Source organism: Nonomuraea sp. NPDC005501 (assembly GCF_040605905.1).
Taxonomy (GTDB): domain Bacteria; phylum Actinomycetota; class Actinomycetes; order Streptosporangiales; family Streptosporangiaceae; genus Nonomuraea.
In genome coordinates this window covers 1-19,721 of the sequence record NZ_JBEXDT010000037.1, presented here as the reverse complement: position 1 = coordinate 19,721, position 19,721 = coordinate 1, and the positions used below count along the sequence as shown (strand labels likewise).

Annotated in this window: 16 protein-coding genes; 8 read left to right on the top strand and 8 right to left on the bottom strand. The window is 72.2% G+C overall.

Annotated features, from left to right (window positions below; all coding sequences use genetic code 11):
• Nucleotides 1-36 precede the first annotated feature (36 nt).
• Nucleotides 37-2,829 carry a preprotein translocase subunit SecA gene (secA, locus tag ABZS51_RS19530; RefSeq protein ID WP_355442662.1) on the bottom strand — a complete coding sequence of 931 codons (2,793 nt, stop codon included), beginning with the start codon at nucleotides 2,827-2,829 and terminating at the stop codon, nucleotides 37-39.
• A 162-nt stretch (nucleotides 2,830-2,991) separates the two neighbouring features.
• On the opposite strand from secA, the gene ABZS51_RS19525 reads away from it, so the two are divergent.
• Nucleotides 2,992-3,315 carry an HGxxPAAW family protein gene (locus ABZS51_RS19525; protein ID WP_310715760.1) on the top strand — a complete coding sequence of 108 codons (324 nt, stop codon included), beginning with the start codon at nucleotides 2,992-2,994 and terminating at the stop codon, nucleotides 3,313-3,315.
• Between the two features lie 403 nt (nucleotides 3,316-3,718).
• Nucleotides 3,719-5,023, top strand: a complete 1,305-nt coding sequence (locus ABZS51_RS19520) for a crosslink repair DNA glycosylase YcaQ family protein (protein ID WP_355442659.1) — start codon at nucleotides 3,719-3,721, stop codon at nucleotides 5,021-5,023.
• Here ABZS51_RS19520 and ABZS51_RS19515 read toward each other — a convergent pair.
• The 6 genes from ABZS51_RS19515 to mtrA all read right to left on the bottom strand — a co-directional run bounded on the left by ABZS51_RS19515 (nucleotide 5,016) and on the right by mtrA (nucleotide 12,127).
• Nucleotides 5,016-5,714, bottom strand: coding sequence for a response regulator transcription factor (locus ABZS51_RS19515; RefSeq protein WP_310715763.1), 699 nt, complete (start codon nucleotides 5,712-5,714; stop codon nucleotides 5,016-5,018). The two genes, ABZS51_RS19520 and ABZS51_RS19515, sit on opposite strands and share 8 nt — an antisense overlap.
• 160 nt (nucleotides 5,715-5,874) lie before the next feature.
• Nucleotides 5,875-6,552, bottom strand: coding sequence for a ribosome-associated translation inhibitor RaiA (raiA, locus tag ABZS51_RS19510; RefSeq protein ID WP_355442656.1), 678 nt, complete (start codon nucleotides 6,550-6,552; stop codon nucleotides 5,875-5,877).
• A 623-nt stretch (nucleotides 6,553-7,175) separates the two neighbouring features.
• Nucleotides 7,176-7,871 carry a phosphoribosyltransferase family protein gene (locus ABZS51_RS19505; protein ID WP_355442653.1) on the bottom strand — a complete coding sequence of 232 codons (696 nt, stop codon included), beginning with the start codon at nucleotides 7,869-7,871 and terminating at the stop codon, nucleotides 7,176-7,178.
• 46 nt (nucleotides 7,872-7,917) lie between these two features.
• A complete protein-coding gene (locus ABZS51_RS19500; protein ID WP_355442649.1) occupies nucleotides 7,918-9,699 on the bottom strand; it encodes an LpqB family beta-propeller domain-containing protein in 1,782 nt (593 codons plus the stop codon).
• Nucleotides 9,686-11,428, bottom strand: a complete 1,743-nt coding sequence (gene mtrB / locus ABZS51_RS19495) for an MtrAB system histidine kinase MtrB (protein WP_355442646.1) — start codon at nucleotides 11,426-11,428, stop codon at nucleotides 9,686-9,688. The genes ABZS51_RS19500 and mtrB overlap by 14 nt, the downstream gene beginning before the upstream one ends.
• 21 nt (nucleotides 11,429-11,449) lie before the next feature.
• A complete protein-coding gene (gene mtrA / locus ABZS51_RS19490; RefSeq protein ID WP_106236674.1) occupies nucleotides 11,450-12,127 on the bottom strand; it encodes an MtrAB system response regulator MtrA in 678 nt (225 codons plus the stop codon).
• Nucleotides 12,128-12,394: 267 nt separating this feature from the next.
• Here mtrA and ABZS51_RS19485 point away from each other — a divergent pair, with 267 nt between their 5' ends.
• Genes ABZS51_RS19485 through ABZS51_RS19465 form a run of 5 tightly spaced genes read left to right on the top strand, consistent with a single transcriptional unit; the run spans nucleotide 12,395 to nucleotide 17,932 of the window.
• Nucleotides 12,395-13,690 carry a glycerophosphoryl diester phosphodiesterase membrane domain-containing protein gene (locus ABZS51_RS19485; protein ID WP_355442642.1) on the top strand — a complete coding sequence of 432 codons (1,296 nt, stop codon included), beginning with the start codon at nucleotides 12,395-12,397 and terminating at the stop codon, nucleotides 13,688-13,690.
• Between the two features lie 11 nt (nucleotides 13,691-13,701).
• Entirely contained in the window at nucleotides 13,702-14,343 is a 642-nt protein-coding gene (locus tag ABZS51_RS19480; RefSeq protein WP_355442639.1) for a DUF4129 domain-containing protein, read from the top strand.
• 52 nt (nucleotides 14,344-14,395) lie between these two features.
• Nucleotides 14,396-15,589 carry a DUF4350 domain-containing protein gene (locus ABZS51_RS19475; RefSeq protein WP_355442636.1) on the top strand — a complete coding sequence of 398 codons (1,194 nt, stop codon included), beginning with the start codon at nucleotides 14,396-14,398 and terminating at the stop codon, nucleotides 15,587-15,589.
• Nucleotides 15,579-16,559 carry a MoxR family ATPase gene (locus tag ABZS51_RS19470; protein ID WP_310715780.1) on the top strand — a complete coding sequence of 327 codons (981 nt, stop codon included), beginning with the start codon at nucleotides 15,579-15,581 and terminating at the stop codon, nucleotides 16,557-16,559. The genes ABZS51_RS19475 and ABZS51_RS19470 overlap by 11 nt, the downstream gene beginning before the upstream one ends.
• A complete protein-coding gene (locus ABZS51_RS19465) occupies nucleotides 16,559-17,932 on the top strand; it encodes a DUF58 domain-containing protein (RefSeq protein WP_355442633.1) in 1,374 nt (457 codons plus the stop codon). The genes ABZS51_RS19470 and ABZS51_RS19465 overlap by 1 nt, the downstream gene beginning before the upstream one ends.
• Nucleotides 17,933-17,968: 36 nt before the next feature.
• On the opposite strand, the gene ABZS51_RS19460 is transcribed toward ABZS51_RS19465, so the two are convergent.
• Nucleotides 17,969-18,961 (bottom strand): stage II sporulation protein M, encoded by a 993-nt coding sequence (locus tag ABZS51_RS19460; RefSeq protein ID WP_355442630.1) that lies wholly within the window; start codon nucleotides 18,959-18,961, stop codon nucleotides 17,969-17,971.
• 51 nt (nucleotides 18,962-19,012) lie between these two features.
• Between ABZS51_RS19460 and ABZS51_RS19455 the strand changes: the two genes are divergently transcribed.
• On the top strand, nucleotides 19,013-19,721 hold a 709-nt coding region (locus ABZS51_RS19455), incomplete at its 3' end, for an RDD family protein (protein WP_355442627.1).

Here is a 19,721-nt window from a genome sequence, read left to right as displayed (position 1 = left end):
CGCGTGAGCGAGAGGGCGGGGCCGTGGAGCCTCGGGTCAGGCCGCGTTGCGCGGGTCGCCGTGGCAGCGCTTGTACTTCTTGCCGGAACCGCACGGGCACGGCGCGTTGCGCTCGACGTTGCCGTAGGCCGCCCGCTCCGCCGCACTGGTGCGGACCCGGGTGTGCTCGACGTCGCCCTGCTCGCCCGGCGCGGTGTACTCCAGCTCCGCGGGCCGCTCGGGACCGCGCAGGCCGCGCGCGATGATGGAGCGGGTCTCCGCCATCACCGCGTCCTCTTCCTCCTCGACGATCGGGTTCTGCTGAACCTCGACCTCGATGTTGAACAGGAACCCGACGGAGTCCTCCTTGATGCCCTCGAGCATCGCGGCGAACATCTCGAAGCCCTCGCGCTGGTACTCGATCTGCGGGTCCTTCTGCGCGTAGGCCCGCATGCCGATGCCCTCGCGCAGGTAGTCCATCTCGTACAGGTGCTCGCGCCACTTGCGGTCGAGGACGGACAGGATGACCCGGCGCTCGAACTCGCGCATCGCCTCGGAGCCGAGCTCCTGCTCGCGCCGGTCGTACGCCTCCAGCGCGTCCTTCTTGACCTTCTCGCTGATGAACTCGCCGGTGAGCTCCTCGCGCGAGCCGGCCTCCTTGACGAGGTCGTCGACCGTGATCTGGATCGGGTAGAGCTCGCTGAACGCCTTCCACAGCTTGTCGAGGTCCCACTCCTCGGCGAAGCCCTCGGAGGTGGCGCCCACGACGTAGCCGTCGATCACCTCGCCGACGAAGCCGCGGACCTGCTCGTGCAGGTCGGCGCCCTCCAGCACCCGGTGGCGCTCGGCGTAGATGACCTTGCGCTGGCGGTTCATCACCTCGTCGTACTTGAGAACTTCCTTGCGGATCTCGAAGTTCTGCTGCTCGACCTGGTGCTGCGCGGAGGCGATGGCCTTGGAGACGATGCCGGACTCGATCGGCTGGTCGTCCGGGATGTTGAGCCTGGTCATGATCATCTCGACGCGGGCCGAGTTGAACAGGCGCATCAGGTCGTCGCCGAGCGAGAGGTAGAAGCGCGACTCGCCGGGGTCGCCCTGACGGCCGGAGCGGCCGCGGAGCTGGTTGTCGATGCGGCGCGACTCGTGGCGCTCGGTGCCGAGGACGTAGAGGCCGCCGATCTTGGTGACCTCGTCGTGCTCGGCCTTGACCGCGGCGTTGGCCTTCTCCAGCGCCTCCGGCCAGGCCTTGTCGTACTCGTCGGGCGTCTCGACCGGGTCGAGGCCGCGCTGGCGCAGCTCCAGGTCGGCGCGGAACTCGGGGTTGCCGCCGAGCATGATGTCGGTGCCGCGCCCGGCCATGTTGGTGGCGACGGTGACGGCGCCCTTGCGGCCCGCCTCGGCGATGATCGCGGCCTCACGCTCGTGGTTCTTCGCGTTGAGCACCTCGTGCGGCACGCCCCGGCGCTTGAGCGCCCGCGACAGCCGCTCCGACTTCTCGACCGAGGTGGTGCCGACGAGCACCGGCTGGCCCTGCTCGTAGCGCTGCCTGATGTCCTCGACCACGGCGTCGAACTTGGCGTCCTCGGTCTTGTAGACCACGTCCGCCTGGTCCTTGCGGATCATCGGCCGGTTGGTCGGGATGGGGACCACGCCGAGCTTGTACGTCTTGTGGAACTCGTTGGCCTCGGTGACGGCGGTGCCGGTCATGCCGGACAGCTTCTCGTAGAGGCGGAAGTAGTTCTGGAGCGTGACGGTGGCGAGAGTCTGGTTCTCGTCCTTGATCTTCACGCCTTCCTTGGCCTCGATGGCCTGGTGCATGCCCTCGTTGTAGCGACGGCCGTGCAGGATGCGCCCGGTGAACTCGTCGACGATCAGGACCTCGCCGTCGGAGACGATGTAGTCCTTGTCCTTCTTGAAGAGCTCCTTGGCCTTGAGCGCGTTGTTGAGGAAGCCGACCAGGTGGGTGTGCTCGGGCTTGTAGAGGTTGTCGATGCCGAGCCAGTCCTCGACCTTGGCGACGCCCGCCTCCAGCACGCCGACCGTGCGCTTCTTCTCGTCGACGACGTAGTCGCCGGTGCTCTCCTCGCCGGGGTTCTTCGCCTCGACGCCCTTGCGCAGCCGGGGCACGATCTTGGCGAACTCGGCGTACCACTTGCCGGACTGCTCGCCGGGGCCGGAGATGATCAGCGGCGTGCGGGCCTCGTCGATGAGGATGGAGTCGACCTCGTCGACGATCGCGAAGAAGTGGCCGCGCTGCACGCACTCGTCCAGCGACCAGGCCATGTTGTCGCGCAGGTAGTCGAAGCCGAACTCGTTGTTGGTGCCGTACGTGATGTCGGCCTCGTACTGCTTGCGGCGCTCGTCGGGCTGCTGGCCGGACAGGATCACGCCGACCTCGAGCCCGAGGAAGCGGTGGATGCGGCCCATCTTCTCGGCGTCGCGCTTGGCGAGGTAGTCGTTGACCGTGATCACGTGCACGCCGTTGCCCGCCAGCGCGTTGAGATAGGCGGGCAGGGTGCAGGTCAGGGTCTTGCCCTCACCGGTCTTCATCTCGGAGATGTTGCCCATGTGCAGGTTGGCGCCGCCCATGATCTGGACGTCGTAGGGGCGCTGGCCGAGCACGCGGCGCGCCGCCTCACGCACGGTGGCGAACGCCTCGGGAAGCAGCTCGTCGAGCGATTCGCCGTCGGCGTGGCGCTGCTTGAACTCGTCCGTCAGCGCGCGCAACTCCGCGTCGGACAGGCTCGTGAAGTCGTCCTCAATGGAGTTGACCTGGTCTGCGATCCGCTTGAGCTTGCGGAGGATCTTGCCCTCGCCGGCACGCAGGATCTTGTCGAGAATGGCTGCCACTTTATGTAAAGCTCCTCGCAGGTCTACCCCGGCGGCGCCGCCAGGAGGAGAGGCCGAGACAAACTTCCCCGTTGCCATGGTAGGCGGTTCCGCCAGCGGACACAGCCACCGCGGCAGCGAGGGCGCAGGTGATGTCTGGGAGAATGGGGTCAGGCAGAGGGTATGCCGGTTGACAGCCGGCTCGCACCAAATAGCGGGATATCCGGCAAAGGGAAGGATTTTGTCATGGTTGAAGGCCAGAAGACGGAGCAGACTGAGAATCTCGGCAGTCACGGCGGTCGTGCGTCTTCGTGGCTGGCGGTCACCGTCATGCTGATCGGGTTCATCGTCGGCGGAGTCGGCATGACCATGGCGACCTGGACGCTCATCTGGATCGGCGTCGGCCTGGTGGTCGTGGGCGGCATCCTCGCGCTCGTCTTCGACATCTTCACCGACGTCGTGATCGACGCGCCCCGCGTCGGCATGTCCACCGAAGACCACCGCTGACCCCGTCCGTCCGGGCACCGGAGCGGCGCCACCCAGGGATGCCGCCGCTCCCCCGCCCGGACGAGCCACGGACCCGGACGAGCCACGGACCCGGACGGCCCGAGGGGTACGGACGGGCGGTCCGGGTCCGGCTGGGCGTCTCAAATCGCCGGGCCTCCGGGGGTTTCCGGAGTCCGGGGTCCATCGCGCGCGTCGGCCACGTGTGACGGCATGCGCGCGGCCACGGACCGGCCCCACGGCAGCGTCCCGAGACGACCGTGTCGTACCGGTCTAGGTAGGACACTCCCACCTTGGGGGTAAGCCGGTGGACTGGGTGTGATTTCTCCGCTCTCCACCGCCGACCCGTTCTGTCGGTGGGCGGCGCTAGCATGCGCGGCATGCTTCGCCGTACGGACTCGTTGACATGACGGACCTGACCGCTGACGAGGCGCGCCGCATCATCCTGCGCGCGCAGGGACTGCTCGGCGCCGAGGGGCGCCGGGGCGGCGTGCGGGGCATGCTCCGCAGGCTCGGCGCGGTGCAGCTCGACACGATCTCCGTCCTCGCCCGCTCCCACGAGCTGGTCGCCTACGCGCGCCAGGGAGCAGTCGGCAGGCCGGCGGTCGAGCGGGCCTACTGGGACGACCCCGCACAGAGCTTCGAGTACTGGTGCCACGCCGCGTGCATCCTGCCGATCGAGCACTGGCCGCTCTACGCGTTCCGCCGCCGGGCCTACCAGGAGCGCAAGTTCCGGTGGCACCAGGTTCCCACCGGCCATGTCGAGGAGCTGCTGGAGCGGGTGCGTGCGGCGGGTCCGGTCACGACGGCGGACGTGGGCGGCGCGCGGGCGGCCAGGCGCTCCGACGGCGACGGGCAGGCCGGCGAGTGGTGGGACTGGTCCGAGTCCAAGATCGCGCTGGAGTGGCTGCTCGACATCGGCGAGCTCGTCTGCACGCGGCGCGTCGGCTGGCGGCGGGTCTACGACCTCGCCGAGCGCGTGGTCCCCGCCGATCTCCTGGCCGAGGACCTCACCGACGAGGAGTGCGTCGTACGGCTCGCGCGTGTCGCGGGGCGGGCGCTGGGCGTGGCGACCCGGGGCGACCTGATCGACTTCCTGCGGCTCAAGGGCAGGTACGCCGCGATGCTGGACGAGTGCCTGCTCAGCGGCGCGGCCGGGCTGGTGCCCGTCACCGTGTCGGGATGGCCGGCACGGGGCGCGGCCAACGGCGCCACCACCGCGAGCGGCGGCAACGGCAAGGCGGCGGTCGCCGTCAACGGCCAGGGCACGGCCAAGAAGGCGGCGACGGGCAGGGGTGCGGCGGCGTGGGCCGATCCCGAGGCGCTCGCCACCGAGCCGCGCGGCCGTCACCGCACGACGCTGGTCTCGCCGTTCGACTCGCTCATCTGGCACCGCGGCCGCACCGAGCGGGTCTTCGGCTTCTCGTACACGCTGGAGCTGTACGTGCCGCGCCACAAACGCGTGCACGGCTACTTCACCATGCCCGTGCTGGCCGGCGGCCGGCTGATCGGGCGGGTCGATCCGGCGCGTGAGGGGTCCACCCTGGTGGCGCGTCAGCTCAGCCTGGAGCCCGGCCTGAGCGGGGCGAAGTGGGCCGACGCGCTGCGTGACGCCCTGTGGTCGGCCGCCGAGTGGGTGGGCTGCGACGCCGTGCGGGTCGAGCGCGCCGACCCGGGCCTCGCCGCCCACCTGGAGACGGCCGTCAGGTGATCTCCAGCATGCGCTCGCGCACGGCGTAGACGACCGCCTCCATGCGCGAGTGCAGCTGCAGCTTGTCCAGGATGTTGCGGACGTGGTTCTTCACCGTGTTCTCGCTGATGAAGAGCTGCTTGGCGATCTCCCGGTTGTTCATGCCCTTGGCGACCAGGCGCAGCACTTCCATCTCGCGCTCGGTGAGCCGCGGGACCGGCAGCTGGGGCGGCCGCTCGGCCTCCTTGCGGCTCATGTTCGCGAACTCGGTGATGAGCTTGGCCGCCATGGCCGGGTTGATGAGCGACTGGCCCTCGTGGACGCCGCGCACCGCCGCCGGGACGTCGTTGATCTGGACGTCCTTGAGCAGGTAGCCCGTGGCGCCGGCCTTGATGGCCTCGAAGAGGTCCTCCTCCTCGTCGCTCACCGTGAGCATGATGATGCGGGTGCTCGGCACCGAGGCCTTGATGCCCTTGGTGGCCTCGATGCCGTCCTGCCGGGGCATGCGCACGTCCATCAGCGCCACGTCCGGCATGAGGCGGTCGGCCAGTTCGACCGCCTCATGACCGTCGCTCGCCTCTCCGACCACGTCGATGTCGGGCTCGGCGGCCAACGCCAGGGCCAGACTCCGCCTGATCAGCTCGTGGTCGTCCACGATCAGCACGCGGATCGGCTCGCCGCCGGGCGCGCCGCCCTCACCGGGCTCGGTCACAGGGCCTCCTCGGTCAGCCTCGCGACCTCGCTTCGCTCGCTCACACACACCTGACTGAGCTCGCTCACGTCTCCTCCTCGTCGGGGGGCCAGAGCCGTTGGACCGATGATGACACGAGTGCCCGATCCTCGGTTGGTCGAGAAGATCCTTTAAGACGCTATCAGGGCTCGACGAGCCGCAACACGCCGTAGTTGTACCCGCGCCGGTTGTAGACGACGCACGGCTGGCCGCTCTCCTTGTCACGGAACAGGTAGAAGTCGTGCCCGACCAGCTCCATCTCCAGGAGGGCCTGGTCGATGGTCATGGGTTCGGCGCGGTGGAACTTCTCCCGGACGATGAGCGGGCCGTCACCTTCCATCTCGATGGGGACGATGTCGTCGTACTGCTGGTCGTCGTACTGGGAGTCCTCGGGCAGGTCGTCGTTCTCGGGCTCGGCCTCGGCGGTGACGAGCGGGGACGGGGTGGGCGCCAGGTCCGCGGCGTCAGGGAGCGTCGCGGTGAGTTCCGCCACGGAGGGCGGGCAGTGGTTGCCGTGGTGGACCTTGCGCCGGTCGGCGAGCCTGCGCAGGCGGCCTTCCAGCTTGTCCAGGGCGATGTCGAGGGCGGAGAAGCGGTCGTCGGCGGAGGCCTCGGCCCTGATGGCGGGTCCCCGGGAATGGATGGTCAGCTCGACGCGCTCGCGTTGTCCGGCGAGGCGCGGATTGCGTTCCTTCGACACCTCCACGTCTACTCTGATCAGCTTGCTGTCGAGACGCTCGATTCTGGCCAGCTTGGTCGTCACTTGGTCTCGGAACCGGTCACTCACTCCTGTGTGCCGGCCCTTGACGATGATGTCCATGCAACAGCCCCCCTTCGCCTAACGACTGAGATAGAGCGCCCGGCGACGCGCCTGCCGAGCGGGGTCCTCTGTTCGCCTCCTGTTCACCGTTCCCCGCTTTTGGCCGTCCATCACCGGGGTTTCGGATGGCACCCGTCCGGCCGACCTGGTCTTCGACCCCACATCCGCCTGCTGAGGGTTTCGCGGCTCTGATGCCACTACTGCCCTTCTCTCCTGACGAGGGACATCTGGACCCTCGGGAAGGCAGGACTTACCCCTAAGCCGCACCGTGATCGGTCGACAAAGAGTCGCCTTACGTGGACCGTTTCGCCTGCGGCTGGCATCGGCTAGCAGAGCCGGGGCTCCCGGCTCTGCGCAACCACGGACCCGAACGGGTGCCATGTCAGAACGCTATCCGGATCGGACCCGAATGTCAGCCGGAGGATTACCTAAATGATCACTTTCTGTGATTTTCGCTTGGGGTGACCTGGGGGAAAGTTGCCCCGGTTTAGGATCTCCCTACCTTTATGTACGGCGAGATGATCTCTCTGAGCTGGTCTCATGTGGTACACGGGGTAGTCGGATGTGACCCCGCCGTGAGCGCGGCCGGGCACGCAGCGTCACCACGATGACCGTAATCCTTGTTAGAACCTTCGGCGTGTCGCCGCAACGGTCGCGGCGCACACCACCTCCGCGCCCGACCCGCGCAGCGCCCTCGCGGCCTCGGCGAGCGTGGCCCCGGTGGTCACCAGATCGTCCACGACCACCACGGGACTCCCCAGAGGGGCGGGAGCGCTCCTGTGCGGGCTCCTGGGCCCGGTGGTGACGCGCAGGGAGCCGGCCAGGTTGGCGGCCCGCTCGGCCGCGCCCAGCCCCGCCTGGTCGGCCACCCGCCGCGCCGGGGTCAGCGCGCGGCACAGCACGGCCGGATGGCCGAGCCGCCGCAGCGCGCGCACGGCCCGGTCGGCGAGCCGGTCCATCGGGTCGTGGCCCCGGGCCCGCACGGCGCGGCGGGCGCTCGGCACCGGCACGACCAGGAACGGGCCCTCGACGCGGTGAGCCTCGGCGAGGGCCGAGGCGACGGTCAGGGCCAGCAGTGCGGCGAGCGGGGCCGCCAGGCCGGTCTGGGCGCGCTCCTTGTAGGCGATCACGGCCCGCCGCACCGGCCCTTCGTACCGGGCCCCGGACCAGCACCCGGGGAGGCCGGCGGGACACGGGACCGGCATCCGGGGGGCCGGGGCGACGAGGGGCCCGAGGCACTCGCCGCACAACGGCTCGCCGGCCGCGCCGCAGCCCACGCAGGCGCGCGGCAGGAGCACGTCGAGTACGGCGTTCAGCACGCGACCCAGCATGCAGGACCGCACCGACATTCCCGACGGGGACAGGTCAGCCGAGGGAGAAGACCGGGTTCTCGGCTTCGCCAGTGGCCTTGGAGACCCACGCCTGCTTGTCCTGGTTGAGCTCCAGGATCTCCTTGCTGTCCGCCGTGGCCGCCAGCACCCGCACCCCCAGGGCACTGATCGAGGAGAGCCGCTTGACCGGCGGGAGCTGCGTGGTCTGACCGTCGCCGACGTAGATCTCCCTGACGCTCTGCACGTTGTTGCTCTGCACCAGCACCAGCAGCCGCTCGCCGTCGCGCCAGGCGATGTCCTTGATCTCCTCCTCGTCGGCCACCGTCGTCAGCGTCTGGAAGTTGCCCAGCATGGGCGCCCCGCCGCCCCCGGTGATCGCGCCCACCCGGACCTCGTTCTTGCCGATCGTCACCGCGACCCGCACGCCGTCGCGGGAGATGCGCAGCCGCGTGACGTCGAGCCCGTCGAGGCCGGGCGCGGCGACCCGCTCGGGGCCGCGGCCGGCGCCCGGGTCGCAGCGCAGCACGGCGTCGTTGGCCCGGTCGTAGGTCCACAGGGTGCCGTCGCGGTGCCAGGAGGGCGGGGTCAGGTCCGCCTCGCGGCCCTCGATCCAGCGCTGCCACCGGCCGTCGGGGGCGATCCGGGCGACCCAGATGCCGCCTCCGGCCGCCTCCGTTCCGCGCCCGGCGACCATGGCGCCGCCGTCGGCCATCGCCAGGCTGCGGTACAGGTCGTTCGGCTGGCCCGCCGGGCCCTGGACGGCGTTGCCGGGCCGCTCGTCGCCGAGGGAGCGCACCGCGCCCCGGCTGACGTAGTAGGCGGGGCTGACGTTGCTGCCCAGCCAGTCCTCGCGCATGTCGTCGGCCCGGATGACCAGCGGGTCGGAGGAGTAGAACGGCTCGCCGTCGATCTGCACCTCGATGGTGCGGCCGTTGGCCATGTCGTTGTTGTTGAGCGTCCACTTGAGCTGGGCCTTCAGCCCGTCGGTGTAGAGCTCGTCGGGCTCGATGGGGCCGTGCAGGTCGACCACGACGCGGTCGTCGTCGGACCTGACCGAGCGGACGCTCATGCCCTGCGGGAAGACGCTGCCGACCGCGCCGTGCAGCACCTTGCTCGGCCCCTCCAGGAGGCGGCGGACGATGGTCTGCGCGAAGTTCTCGGCGGGCTTGATGCGCAGCCAGACCCGGTCGACGATGAGCCGCCGCTCGGCGAACGCCTGGCTGACCCCGGGCGGCCCGGCCAGGTAGTACAGCTTGGTCGGCCGGTAGGCGCGGGCCACGTCGTCCATGGTGAGCAGCAGCCCGGCGCCCCGCTCGATCGACTGGACGTGGTAGGCGCCCTGCGCGTCCTTGACCAGCGTGAAGTCGACGGAGATGTCGCCCGCCGAGGCCGCGAACGGCATGTACGTGTCGTCGGACTCGATGCGGGCGACGGGGGTGCCGGTGAGCCGGATGACGACCTGATCGCCGTCGCTCTTGCCGACGTAGTCGTACTTGGGACGGTTGGCGATGACGGTGACGGGCCCGTCCGGTTTCCACGTCTTCGCGGTCGCGGGCGTGAGGTAGGTGAGCAGCACGTCCGGCTCGTCGGCGTACGCCGCCATCGCCGCCTGGAGTCCCTGGACGACCTGGAGGGGCGCCCACGCCGGCTGCGGCCTGACGGCGATCATGCGCTGGAACGGCTTGCTCATCGGGTCGCCGCCGCCGGCCTCGTCCACGGGGAACGGCCCGCCGACCGGGATCACCGCGCAGCCGCCGCCCGCCCACGCCGCGACGGCGACGGCCAGGACGGCGGCGAGCCGCCTATGCCTCCTCATGCACGGCCCCGTCTCCCGACGCCGGCAGCAGCACCGGGGTCATCTGGCCCCGCCAGGTGCGGCGCATCTCGATCTCCGGGGGCACCAGCGGCAGCGGGGACCCCTTGAGGTCGGCCCCCGCCGTCCTGGGCAGTGTGAGCCTGAACTGGGAGCCCTCGCCCGGCTGCCCCCACGCCTGGAGCCAGCCGCCGTGCAGCGTGGCGTCCTCGCGGGAGATGGCCAGGCCGAGCCCGGTGCCGCCGATGGTGCGCGCCCGCGAGGGGTCGGCGCGCCAGAACCGGTCGAACACCATCGTCTCCTCGCCGGCCTTCAGGCCGATGCCGTGGTCGCGTACGGCGACGGCGACGGCGTCGCGGTCGGCGCCCACGGTGACCACCACGTCACGGCCCTCGCCGTGCTCGATCGCGTTGAACAGCAGGTTGCGCAGGATCCGCTCGACCCGCCGGTTGTCCATCTCGGCCATGCACGGCTCGTTGGGCAGCCGGAGCTCGAAGCGGGTGGCGTGGCGCTCGGCCAGCGCCTCGGAGTCGGCGATGGCGCGCAGCACGACGTCGCGCACGTCGACGGAGTCGAGGTCGAGGGTGGCGGCGCCGGCGTCGTAGCGGCTGATCTCCAGCAGGTCGGCCAGCATCGACTCGAAGCGTTCGAGCTGGGCCTGCATGAGCTCGGCCGAGCGGGCGGCCATCGGCTCGAAGTCCTCGCGGGCGTCGTAGAGCAGGTCGGCGGCCATCCGCACGGTGGTCAGCGGCGTGCGCAGCTCGTGGGAGACGTCCGAGACGAACTGGCGCTGCACCTGGGAGAGCTCCTCCAACTGGTGGATCTTGAGCGCGAGGTTGCCCGCCATCTCGTTGAACGAGGTCGCCAGGCGGGCCAGGTCGTCCTCGCCGCGTACCTTGAGCCGCTCGTCGAGCTTGCCGGCGGCCAGCCGCTCGGCGGCCTGGCGCGCCAGCCGGACGGGAGTGACGACCTGGCGTGCCACGAGGTAGGCGATCGCGGCGAGCAGCAGCACCAGCCCGAAGCCCACCACGACGATGGCGAGCCGGACGTTGGAGAGCATCTGCTCTTCGTCGTTGAGCGGGAAGAAGTGGTAGACCTCGTAGGCCGGCTGGGCCTCGGGCGGGACGAGGCCGCCGATGACCAGCGTCAGCCGGGGCTGGCTGTCGCCGCTGAAGCGGATGAGCGCCTGGTGCCGCAGCGGCTTGTCGTAGCGCATCTTCTGGGCCTGGCGTTCGAGGCCCTGCCGGAGCGCGACCGGCACGTCCCGCGGCGACACCTTGCCGGAGGCGCGCGAGGCGCCGGGGGTGGTGGTGTTGAGGACGAGCACCTCGTAGCGCTTCTTGGAGCCGTTCTCGCCTGAGCCGGTGATGGTGTTCATCACGGCGTCGAGCGGGTCGGCGGGCGCGCTCTTGCCCGTCTCGGAGGGTTTGGCCTGGTCGTCGGGCTCCTGGCTGAGCGCGGCGGCGATCTGGACGCGGTCGGCGAACGCCTCGCTGGCGGCGGACGCCTGGCTGCTCGCGATGACCGACTTGTTGATCTGGTCGGAGAGGAACACGCCGAGCACGACCACGACCGTCACGGAGATGACCAGCGTGCTGGTGACGACCTGGAGCTGGAGCGAGCGCCGCCAGGCCCGGCGGACCGCCCCCACCGCACGCCGCGCCCGCCGGCGGACCCCGCCCAGGATCTGGCGGAGCGTCCGTCGACGGAGACCGTTCCTCGTCGGGGGCATGGCGTGGGGGAAGGGACCGCGCTAGGCGGGTCCGGCCTTGTACCCCACGCCGCGGACGGTGACCACGATCTCGGGGTGCTCAGGGTCCTTCTCGATCTTGGCCCTGAGACGCTGCACGTGCACGTTGACCAGGCGCGTGTCGGCGGCGTGCCGGTAGCCCCAGACCTGCTCCAGCAGCACCTCGCGGGTGAACACCTGCCGCGGCTTGCGGGCGAGGGCGACGAGCAGGTCGAACTCGAGCGGCGTGAGGTTGATGGTCTCCTCGCCCCGCTTGACGGAGTGGCCCGCGACGTCGATCGTGATGTCGCCGATCTGCAGGATCTCCGGCGTCGGCTCGTCGGTGCGGCGCAGCCGCGCCCGCACACGCGCCACCAGCTCCTTCGGCTTGAACGGCTTGACGATGTAGTCGTCGGCGCCGGACTCCAGCCCCAGAACGATGTCGATCGTGTCGCTCTTGGCCGTGAGCATGACGATCGGGACCCCTGACTCGGCCCTGATCCTGCGCGCCACGTCGATGCCGTCGGCCCCCGGCAGCATCAGGTCGAGCAGCACGAGATCCGGGCGCGTGTCCCGGAACGCGTCAAGCGCCTTGTCGCCGTCGGAGACAAAGGATGGTTCGAAGCCTTCCCCGCGCAACACGATGCCCAGCATCTCGGCGAGAGCGGCATCGTCGTCGACGACCAGCACGCGACCTTTCATGGCCCCTCATTCGTTCTACGCATTCTGGGACATACCAGCACGATCGCTGAAGGTTACCCTTGGTCGGCTCATGTGTGGGACACGAGACCTTCAAATGACGAATTTTAGACTCGCACCACGATCGCCGTCTCAGTCTGCGGTAACCGACCGCCTTTCTGCCATCCCCCGGCGAGATCACCCCGCTTGAATCACCCGCGAATGCGGGCAAGTACGCACCGAAAGCCCTCCCCGACACCACGGCGTCCCCCAGCGTGCCAGGATTGGGATATGTCTGACGGTCACGGCCCCTCACCCGAGACGCCACCAGGCTGGGCGGCCGAGCAGCCCCCACCCTACGGCGCTCCGCAGCCTTCGCCGTGGACCGCCCCCGGCTCCGCCCCGGGAGCTCCGCACGGCGACGGCCCGGAGACTCCCCACCAGCAGGCCGCTCACTCTCCGTACACGACCCATCCCCAGCAGCCGCCGGGCGGCCGGCCCCACGGGTACGGGCCCCAGGGCTACGGGCCGCAGGGATACGGGCCCCAGGGCTACGGCTACGCGCCGCCGGCTGCCCCGCGGCCCGGCATCATCCCGCTGCGCCCGCTGCGGCTCGGCGACATCCTCGACGGCGCCATCAAGCTGGTCCGCTCCAACCCCAAGGCGGTTCTCGGGCTGTCCGCCGTCGCCGCGCTGCTGGCCTCCGTGCCGGTCGCCGTGGGCCAGGCGTTCCTGCTCGGCTCGATGCGCACGGCCATCCGCGACTCGTTCACCGACCCGACGGCCGTCGGCACGACCGGCCTGTACGACGACTTCCTCGCCCAGTACGGCGGCACGCTCGCCTCGCTGGCCATCAGCTTCGTGGCCGTGACCATCCTGACCGGCGTGCTGACGCGCATCCTCGGCCGGGCCGTCTTCGGCGGCTCCATCACCGCGGGCGAGGCGTGGCGGCTGACCCGGGGGCGGCTGCCCGCGCTCTTCGGCATGGTGGGCCTGCTGGCGGTCGTCATGGTCGTCCCCCTCCTCGTCTTCGCCCTGATCCTCTGGGCGCTGGCCGGCACCGGGTCCCTGTCCGAGGGCGGCCTGGTCGGCGTCGTGCTGCTGATGGCCCTCCTGTACCTGGCGTACGCGTTGTACTTCCGCACCGTCTTCGGGCTGGCGTCCCCGGCCGTCGTCCTGGAGGGCCTGGGCCCGGTCGCCGCCCTGCGGCGCTCCTGGGAGCTCGTCCGCGGCGACTTCTGGCGCGTGTTCGGCATCCTGCTGCTCACCTCGCTGATCGTGGGCGTGGTCGCGAGCATCCTGCAGGTGCCGTTCACCATGGTCGGCACGGTGCTGGGCGTCCTCGGCAGCGGCGCGGGCTCGGCGATCGTGGCGGCGGTGCTCATCGCCGTCGGCGGCACGCTGGGCGCGATGATCAGCTATCCGATCGAGGCCGGCGTCGCGGGCCTGCTCTACGCCGACCGCCGCATGCGCAGCGAGGCGTTCGACCTCGTCCTGCAGACCGCGGCCGTCGAGCAGCAGCGGCAGGGCTGGGTGCACGCGTCGGCGGACGACCTCTGGCGGCCCACCGGCACGCCGCGGCCGTGAGCCTCGCGTCCGTGATCCCGTCCGTGATCCTTTCCGCGAGCCCGATCGGCAGGGACGAGGCCGCCCGCCGGGCCGCCGAGGAGCTCTCCGGGCCCGCGTACGCCCACGAGTCGCTGATCGACCTGGCCTATCGCCGCTTCCTCCAGTTCGTGGAGGACCTCATGGACGCGGTGACCGGCGGTGGCACCACCGGGGGCGTCATCGCGGCCGTCCTCATCACGCTGGTCCTCGTCGGGCTGGTCGCGCTGGGCGCCTGGCGGCTGCGGCGCGCCGCGCGCGAGAACGCGCGGGCCCTGCCGGGCGTGTTCGGCGAGCGGGTGATGACCGCCGCGGAGCACCGGCAGGCGGCCGAGCGCGCCGCCGCCGAGGGGCGCCACGGCGAGGCGATCCGGGAGCGGCTGCGTGCGATCGCCCGCGACCTGGAGGCGCGCGCGCTGGTCGACGGGCAGCCCGGCCGCACGGCCGACGAGCTGGCGGAGGAGGCGGGCCGGGCGCTGCCGGGCTTCGCCGCCGACCTGGCCGCCGCCGCGCGCTCGTTCGACGACGTGACGTACGGCGGCGTGAGCGGCACCCCCGAGGCCTACGCGACCATGCGCGACCTCGACGAGCGCCTCCGCCAGGCCAGGCCCGCCGCGCTGGGAGCACCGGCATGAGCGCCCGCCTCGACCTCCGGGCACCGCTCGGCCGGCGGGCGGAGGGCCCGGCATGAGCCTCGCGACCGGTTCCGGCATGGGGCCCGGCCAGGCCGGGGAGTCGTCGCCCACCTCGCCGACCGTCCGCTCCGCCTGGCGCGCGAGCCGGTGGGCGGCGCTGCTCGGCCTGATCATCGTGGCGGCGGCGGTCCTGGGCGTGGTCATCGGCGGCGGCGGAGAACCGTCGCGCCGGCTCGACCCCGACGACACCTCCCTCGACGGCTCCAAGGCGCTGGCCGAGCTGCTGCGCGACCGCGGCGTGACCGTGGACCGGGTGGACTCGGTGACGCGGGCCCGGGAGCTGGCGCAGCAGGGCGACCGGCTGCTGCTGGTCACCAGCACGAGCCTCGTCCTCGACCCGGCCGCGCTGGCGGCGATCCGCGGCGATCGCGTCGTGGTCGGCGACGTCTACCGCGTCGACCTGCTCGCCCCCGGCGTCCGCGTCGCCTCGGAGGCCCCGCGCGAACGCTCGCGGGAACCGGAGTGCCCGCTGCCCGCCGCGACGGCCGCGGGCAGCGCCTTCATGGGCGGCTCGGCCTTCACCGCCCCGCGCGGCGCCACCGGCTGCTACCCGGTCGCCGGCGACGCGGGCTGGACGCTCGTCAGCCTGCCCAACGCGGGCGGCACGACCACGGTCGTCGGCGGCGGCGAGTTCATGACCAACCGGCGCCTGGCCGAGGACGGCAACGCGGCGCTCGCGCTCAACCTGCTGGGCTCGGCCAAGGCCGTGACCTGGCTGGTCGAGCCGCCGCCGGACGAGACACTGGCCGGCCCCGCCGGCGAGTCGGTCTACGACCTGATGCCGCCCGGCGTCCCGTGGGCCGTGGGCATGGCGGTGGTGGCCGTGCTGGTCACCGCGTTGTGGCGGGGCAGGCGGCTCGGCCCGGTGGTGACCGAGCGGCTGCCGGTCGTCGTGCGGGCCGCCGAGACGGTCGAGGGGCGCGGACGGCTCTACCGGGCCAGGCGCGCCCGGGGCCGGGCGGCCGACGTGCTGCGGGCCGGCGCGATCGACCGGCTCGTGCCCCGGCTCGGGCTGACGGCCGAGGCGGGCCGGCACGAGGTCGTCGCGGCCGTCGCCGTACGGACCGGGCACGATCCGCGGCAGGTCGGGGCGGCGCTGTACGGGCCGGAGCCCGCCGACGACGCCGGGCTCGTCGCCCTGGCCCAGTACCTGGACTCCATCGAAAGGACGGTCGGTGAACACTGAGGAGACCACCCGCGTGGCGGACCGCGGTGAGGCGGCCCGCGAGGCGCTGGCGGCGCTGCGGGCGGAGGTGTCCAAGGCCGTGGTCGGCCAGGACGCGGTGGTGACCGGGCTGGTGATCGCGCTGCTGTGCCGGGGGCACGTGCTGCTCGAAGGCGTGCCGGGCGTCGCCAAGACGCTCATGGTCCGCACGCTGGCCGCGGCCCTGGACCTGGAGTTCAAGCGGGTGCAGTTCACGCCCGACCTGATGCCGGGCGACGTGACCGGGTCGCTGGTGTACGACGCGAGGACGGCGGAGTTCGAGTTCCGCGAGGGGCCGGTGTTCACCAACCTGCTGCTCGCCGACGAGATCAACCGCACCCCGCCGAAGACCCAGGCGGCGCTGCTGGAGGCCATGGAGGAGCGGCAGGTCAGCGTCGAGGGCGACGCCCGCCCGCTGCCCGACCCGTTCGTGGTGTGCGCCACCCAGAACCCCGTCGAGTACGAGGGCACCTACCAGCTCCCCGAGGCCCAGCTCGACCGGTTCCTGGTCAAGCTGACCGTGCCGCTGCCGCCGCGCGAGCAGGAGATCGCGGTGCTGGAGCGGCACGCGCACGGCTTCGACCCGCGCGACCTGTCGCACGTGCGCCCCGTGGCGACGGCCGCCGACCTGGCCGCCGGGCGCCAGGCGGTGGCGGGTGTGCACGTCGCCCCCGAGGTGCTCGGCTACATCGTGGACGTGTCCCGCGCCACCCGTAACTCCCCGTCGCTCCAGCTCGGCGTCTCGCCGCGCGGCGCGACCGCGCTGCTGGCCGCCTCGCGCGCCTGGGCGTGGCTGTCGGGCCGCGCGTACGTCACGCCGGACGACGTCAAGGCGCTGGCCCGGCCGGCGCTGCGGCACCGGGTGCAGCTGCGGCCCGAGGCCGAGCTGGAGGGGGCGACCGCCGACGGGCTGCTCGACGGCATCCTGGCCTCGGTCCCGGTCCCGCGCTGATGGCTCTGACGGGACGCGCCGCGCTGGTCGCCGCGCTCGGCGTCGTGGTGGTGCTGGTGGCGCCGCGGCCGGGGGCGGCGCTGGCCGGGGTCTGCCTCGTGCTGGCCGCGGCGATCCTCGTGGACCTGGCGCTGGCCGGCTCCGTGCGCCCCCTGCGCCTCCACCGCTCCGGTGAGACGCTGGTGCGGCTCGGGCAGCGGGCCACGGTCGAGCTGGTCGTGGAGAACCCGGGCTCGCGGCGGGTCCGCGGCGTGCTGCGCGACGCCTGGCCGCCCTCGGCGGGGGCGTCCCCCCGCGTGATGAAGCTGGACGTGCCGCCCGGCGAGCGCCGCCGGCTCACCGTGACACTCACCCCCACCAGGCGGGGCGACCGCGCGTCCGTGGCGGTGACCGTGCGCTCCGTCGGCCCCCTCGGACTGGCCGCGCGCCAGGGACGGCACCGCTCGCCGTGGGCGGTGCGGGTGCTGCCGCCGTTCCTGTCGCGCAAGCACCTGCCGGCGCGGCTGGCCCGGCTGCGCGAGCTGGAGGGCCGGCACCCGGCGCTGGTGCGCGGGCAGGGCACGGAGTTCGACTCGCTGCGCGAGTACGTGGTGGGCGACGACGTGCGCTCGATCGACTGGCGGGCCACCGCGCGCCGCCACGACGTCGTGGTACGCACCTGGCGCCCCGAGCGGGACCGGCGGGTGCTGATCGTCCTCGACACCGGCCGCACCTCGGCCGGCCGGGTGGGCGAGGCGCCGATACCGCTGGCCGGGGCCGCCGCGAACGGCGGCGGGCCGCTGGTCCGGTCCGGCACGCGTCCGGTGCCGGGCTGGCCGCGGCTCGACTGGTCGATGGACGCGGCGCTGCTCCTCGCCGCGCTGGCCGCCCGCGCCGGCGACCGGGTCGACTTCCTCGCCCACGACCGGGCCGTGCGCGCCTGGGTGTCCGGCTCCTCCCGCACCGAGCTGCTGTCGTCGCTGGTCAACGCGATGGCGCCGATCGAGGCCGAGCTGGTCGAGGCCGACTCGCAGGGCATGGTGGCCGCGATCCTGGCGCGGGCCAAGCGGCGCTGCCTGGTCGTGCTGCTGACCGACCTCAACGCGGCCGCGCTGGACGAAGGGCTGATGCCGGTGCTGCCGCAGCTCTCCTCGCGCCACCTGGTGCTCGTCGCGGCCGTCTCCGACCCCCGGGTGGCGGCCATGGCGGCGAGCAAGGGCACGGCCGAGGAGGTGTACGACGCCGCGGCGGCCGAGCGCACCCGGCTGGACCGGCGGCGCATCACCGCGCGGCTGCGCCGGCACGGGGTCGAGGTGGTGGACGCGCCGCCGGACGACATCGCGCCCGCGCTGGCGGACGCCTACCTCGCGCTCAAGGCAGCCGGCCGGCTGTAGCCGCCGGTTCCGCGTGCCGGCCCGTCGTACCCCCCGTCAGGCGCTGGGGGCGACGTCGGGGGCGTGCTCGATGTCGCCCGTCTCGTCGCGGCGGGCGGCCCGCCGCCCGAACACCAGCACGTACGCCAGGAACAGGACCTCCGCGAGCACCCCGATGGCGATCCGCCCCCACGTCGGCAGCCCCGACGGGGTGACGAACGCCTCGATCAGCCCCGACACGAACAGCACCACGACCAGCCCGAGCGCCACGGCCATGACCGCGCGCCCCTGCTCGGCCAGCGCCTCGGCGCGCCTGCGCGGCCCCGGGTCGACGACCGTCCAGCCCAGTCGCATGCCGACGGCCGCCGCGAGGAACACCGCGGTCAGCTCCAGCAGCCCGTGCGGCATGATCAGCCCGAAGAACACGTCCAGCTTGCCGCGCGAGGCCATGAGGCCGCCGGAGACGGCGACGTTGGCCGCGTTGGTCCACAGCACGTACGGGATGGGCAGCCCGAGGAAGATGGCGTAGACGATGACCTGCGCCGACACCCACGCGTTGTTGATCCACACCCGGCCGGCGAACGACGCGGCCGGGTTCTCGGAGTAGTAGTCGGCGAAGTCGTGCTCGACGAGCCGCCGGATCTCGTCCGGGGACGCGATCGCCGTCTGCACCTGCGGGTCGCCGGCCACCCACGCGCCCATCACCCACGCCACGGCCATGAACGCCACGGCGGTGGCCAGCCACCACCACCGCGCCCGGTAGGCCACCACGGGGAACGACACCGTGAAGAACCTCACCAGCTCCCGCCACGCCGGGGCGTGCGCCCCGGTGACCGCCGAGCGGGCACGGGCGACCAGCGCCGACAGGCGGCCCGCCAGCATCGCGTCCGCCGAGGACGAGCGGACGATCGACAGGTGGGTGGACACCCGCTGGTAGAGGTCGACCAGCTCGTCCACCTCGGCACCGGTCAGGGACGAGCGGTGCTTGGCGAGGTGCTCGAGCCGGTCCCAGGCGGGGCGGTGCGCCGTGACGAACGCGTCGATGTCCACCCGACCATTGTGGCCGGTCGATCAGCGGGCCATTGCCGTTAGGCTCCACATATGTCTGAGGTCGTGACCGGGGACGCCGTCGTCGTCGAGGTACGGGTGGCGCAGCTTCCGACCCGTGCGGTGGCGCTCGTCATCGACATGGTCGTGCAGGTGACGCTGCTCGTCGCCGCTCTCGTCGCGGTGCAGGCGTTCGCGCTGGTCAGCGATCCGGCGATGATCGCCGCCGTCATGATCGTGTTCATGGTGCTGGTGATGGTCGGCTATCCGGTGATCTTCGAGTCGGTCACGCGGGGGCGCAGCCTCGGCAAGCTGGCCATGGGCCTGCGGGTGGTGGGCGACGACGGCGGGCCCGAGCGGTTCCGCCAGGCGCTGTTCCGCGGGCTGGCGGGGATGGTGGAGATCTGGGCGTTCACCGGGGCGCCGGCGCTGATCTCCTCGCTGATCTCGCAGCGGGGCAAGCGGCTGGGCGACGTCTTCGCGGGCACGATCGTGATCGCCGAGCGGGGGCCGCGCGACCAGGGGCACCTCATCGTCATGCCGCCGCCGCTGGCGTCCTGGGCCGCGCGGCTGGAGCTGTCGCAGCTGCCCGAGGAGGCGGCCACGGCCGCCCGGCAGTACCTCCTGCGCTGGCACGACCTCTCGCCCGCCGTACGGCACGAGATGGGGGTGCGCATCGCGACGCAGGTGGCGGCGTACGTGTCGCCCGCGGCGCCCGCCGGGGTGCCGCCGCACGCGTACCTGAGCGCCGTGCTGGCCGAGC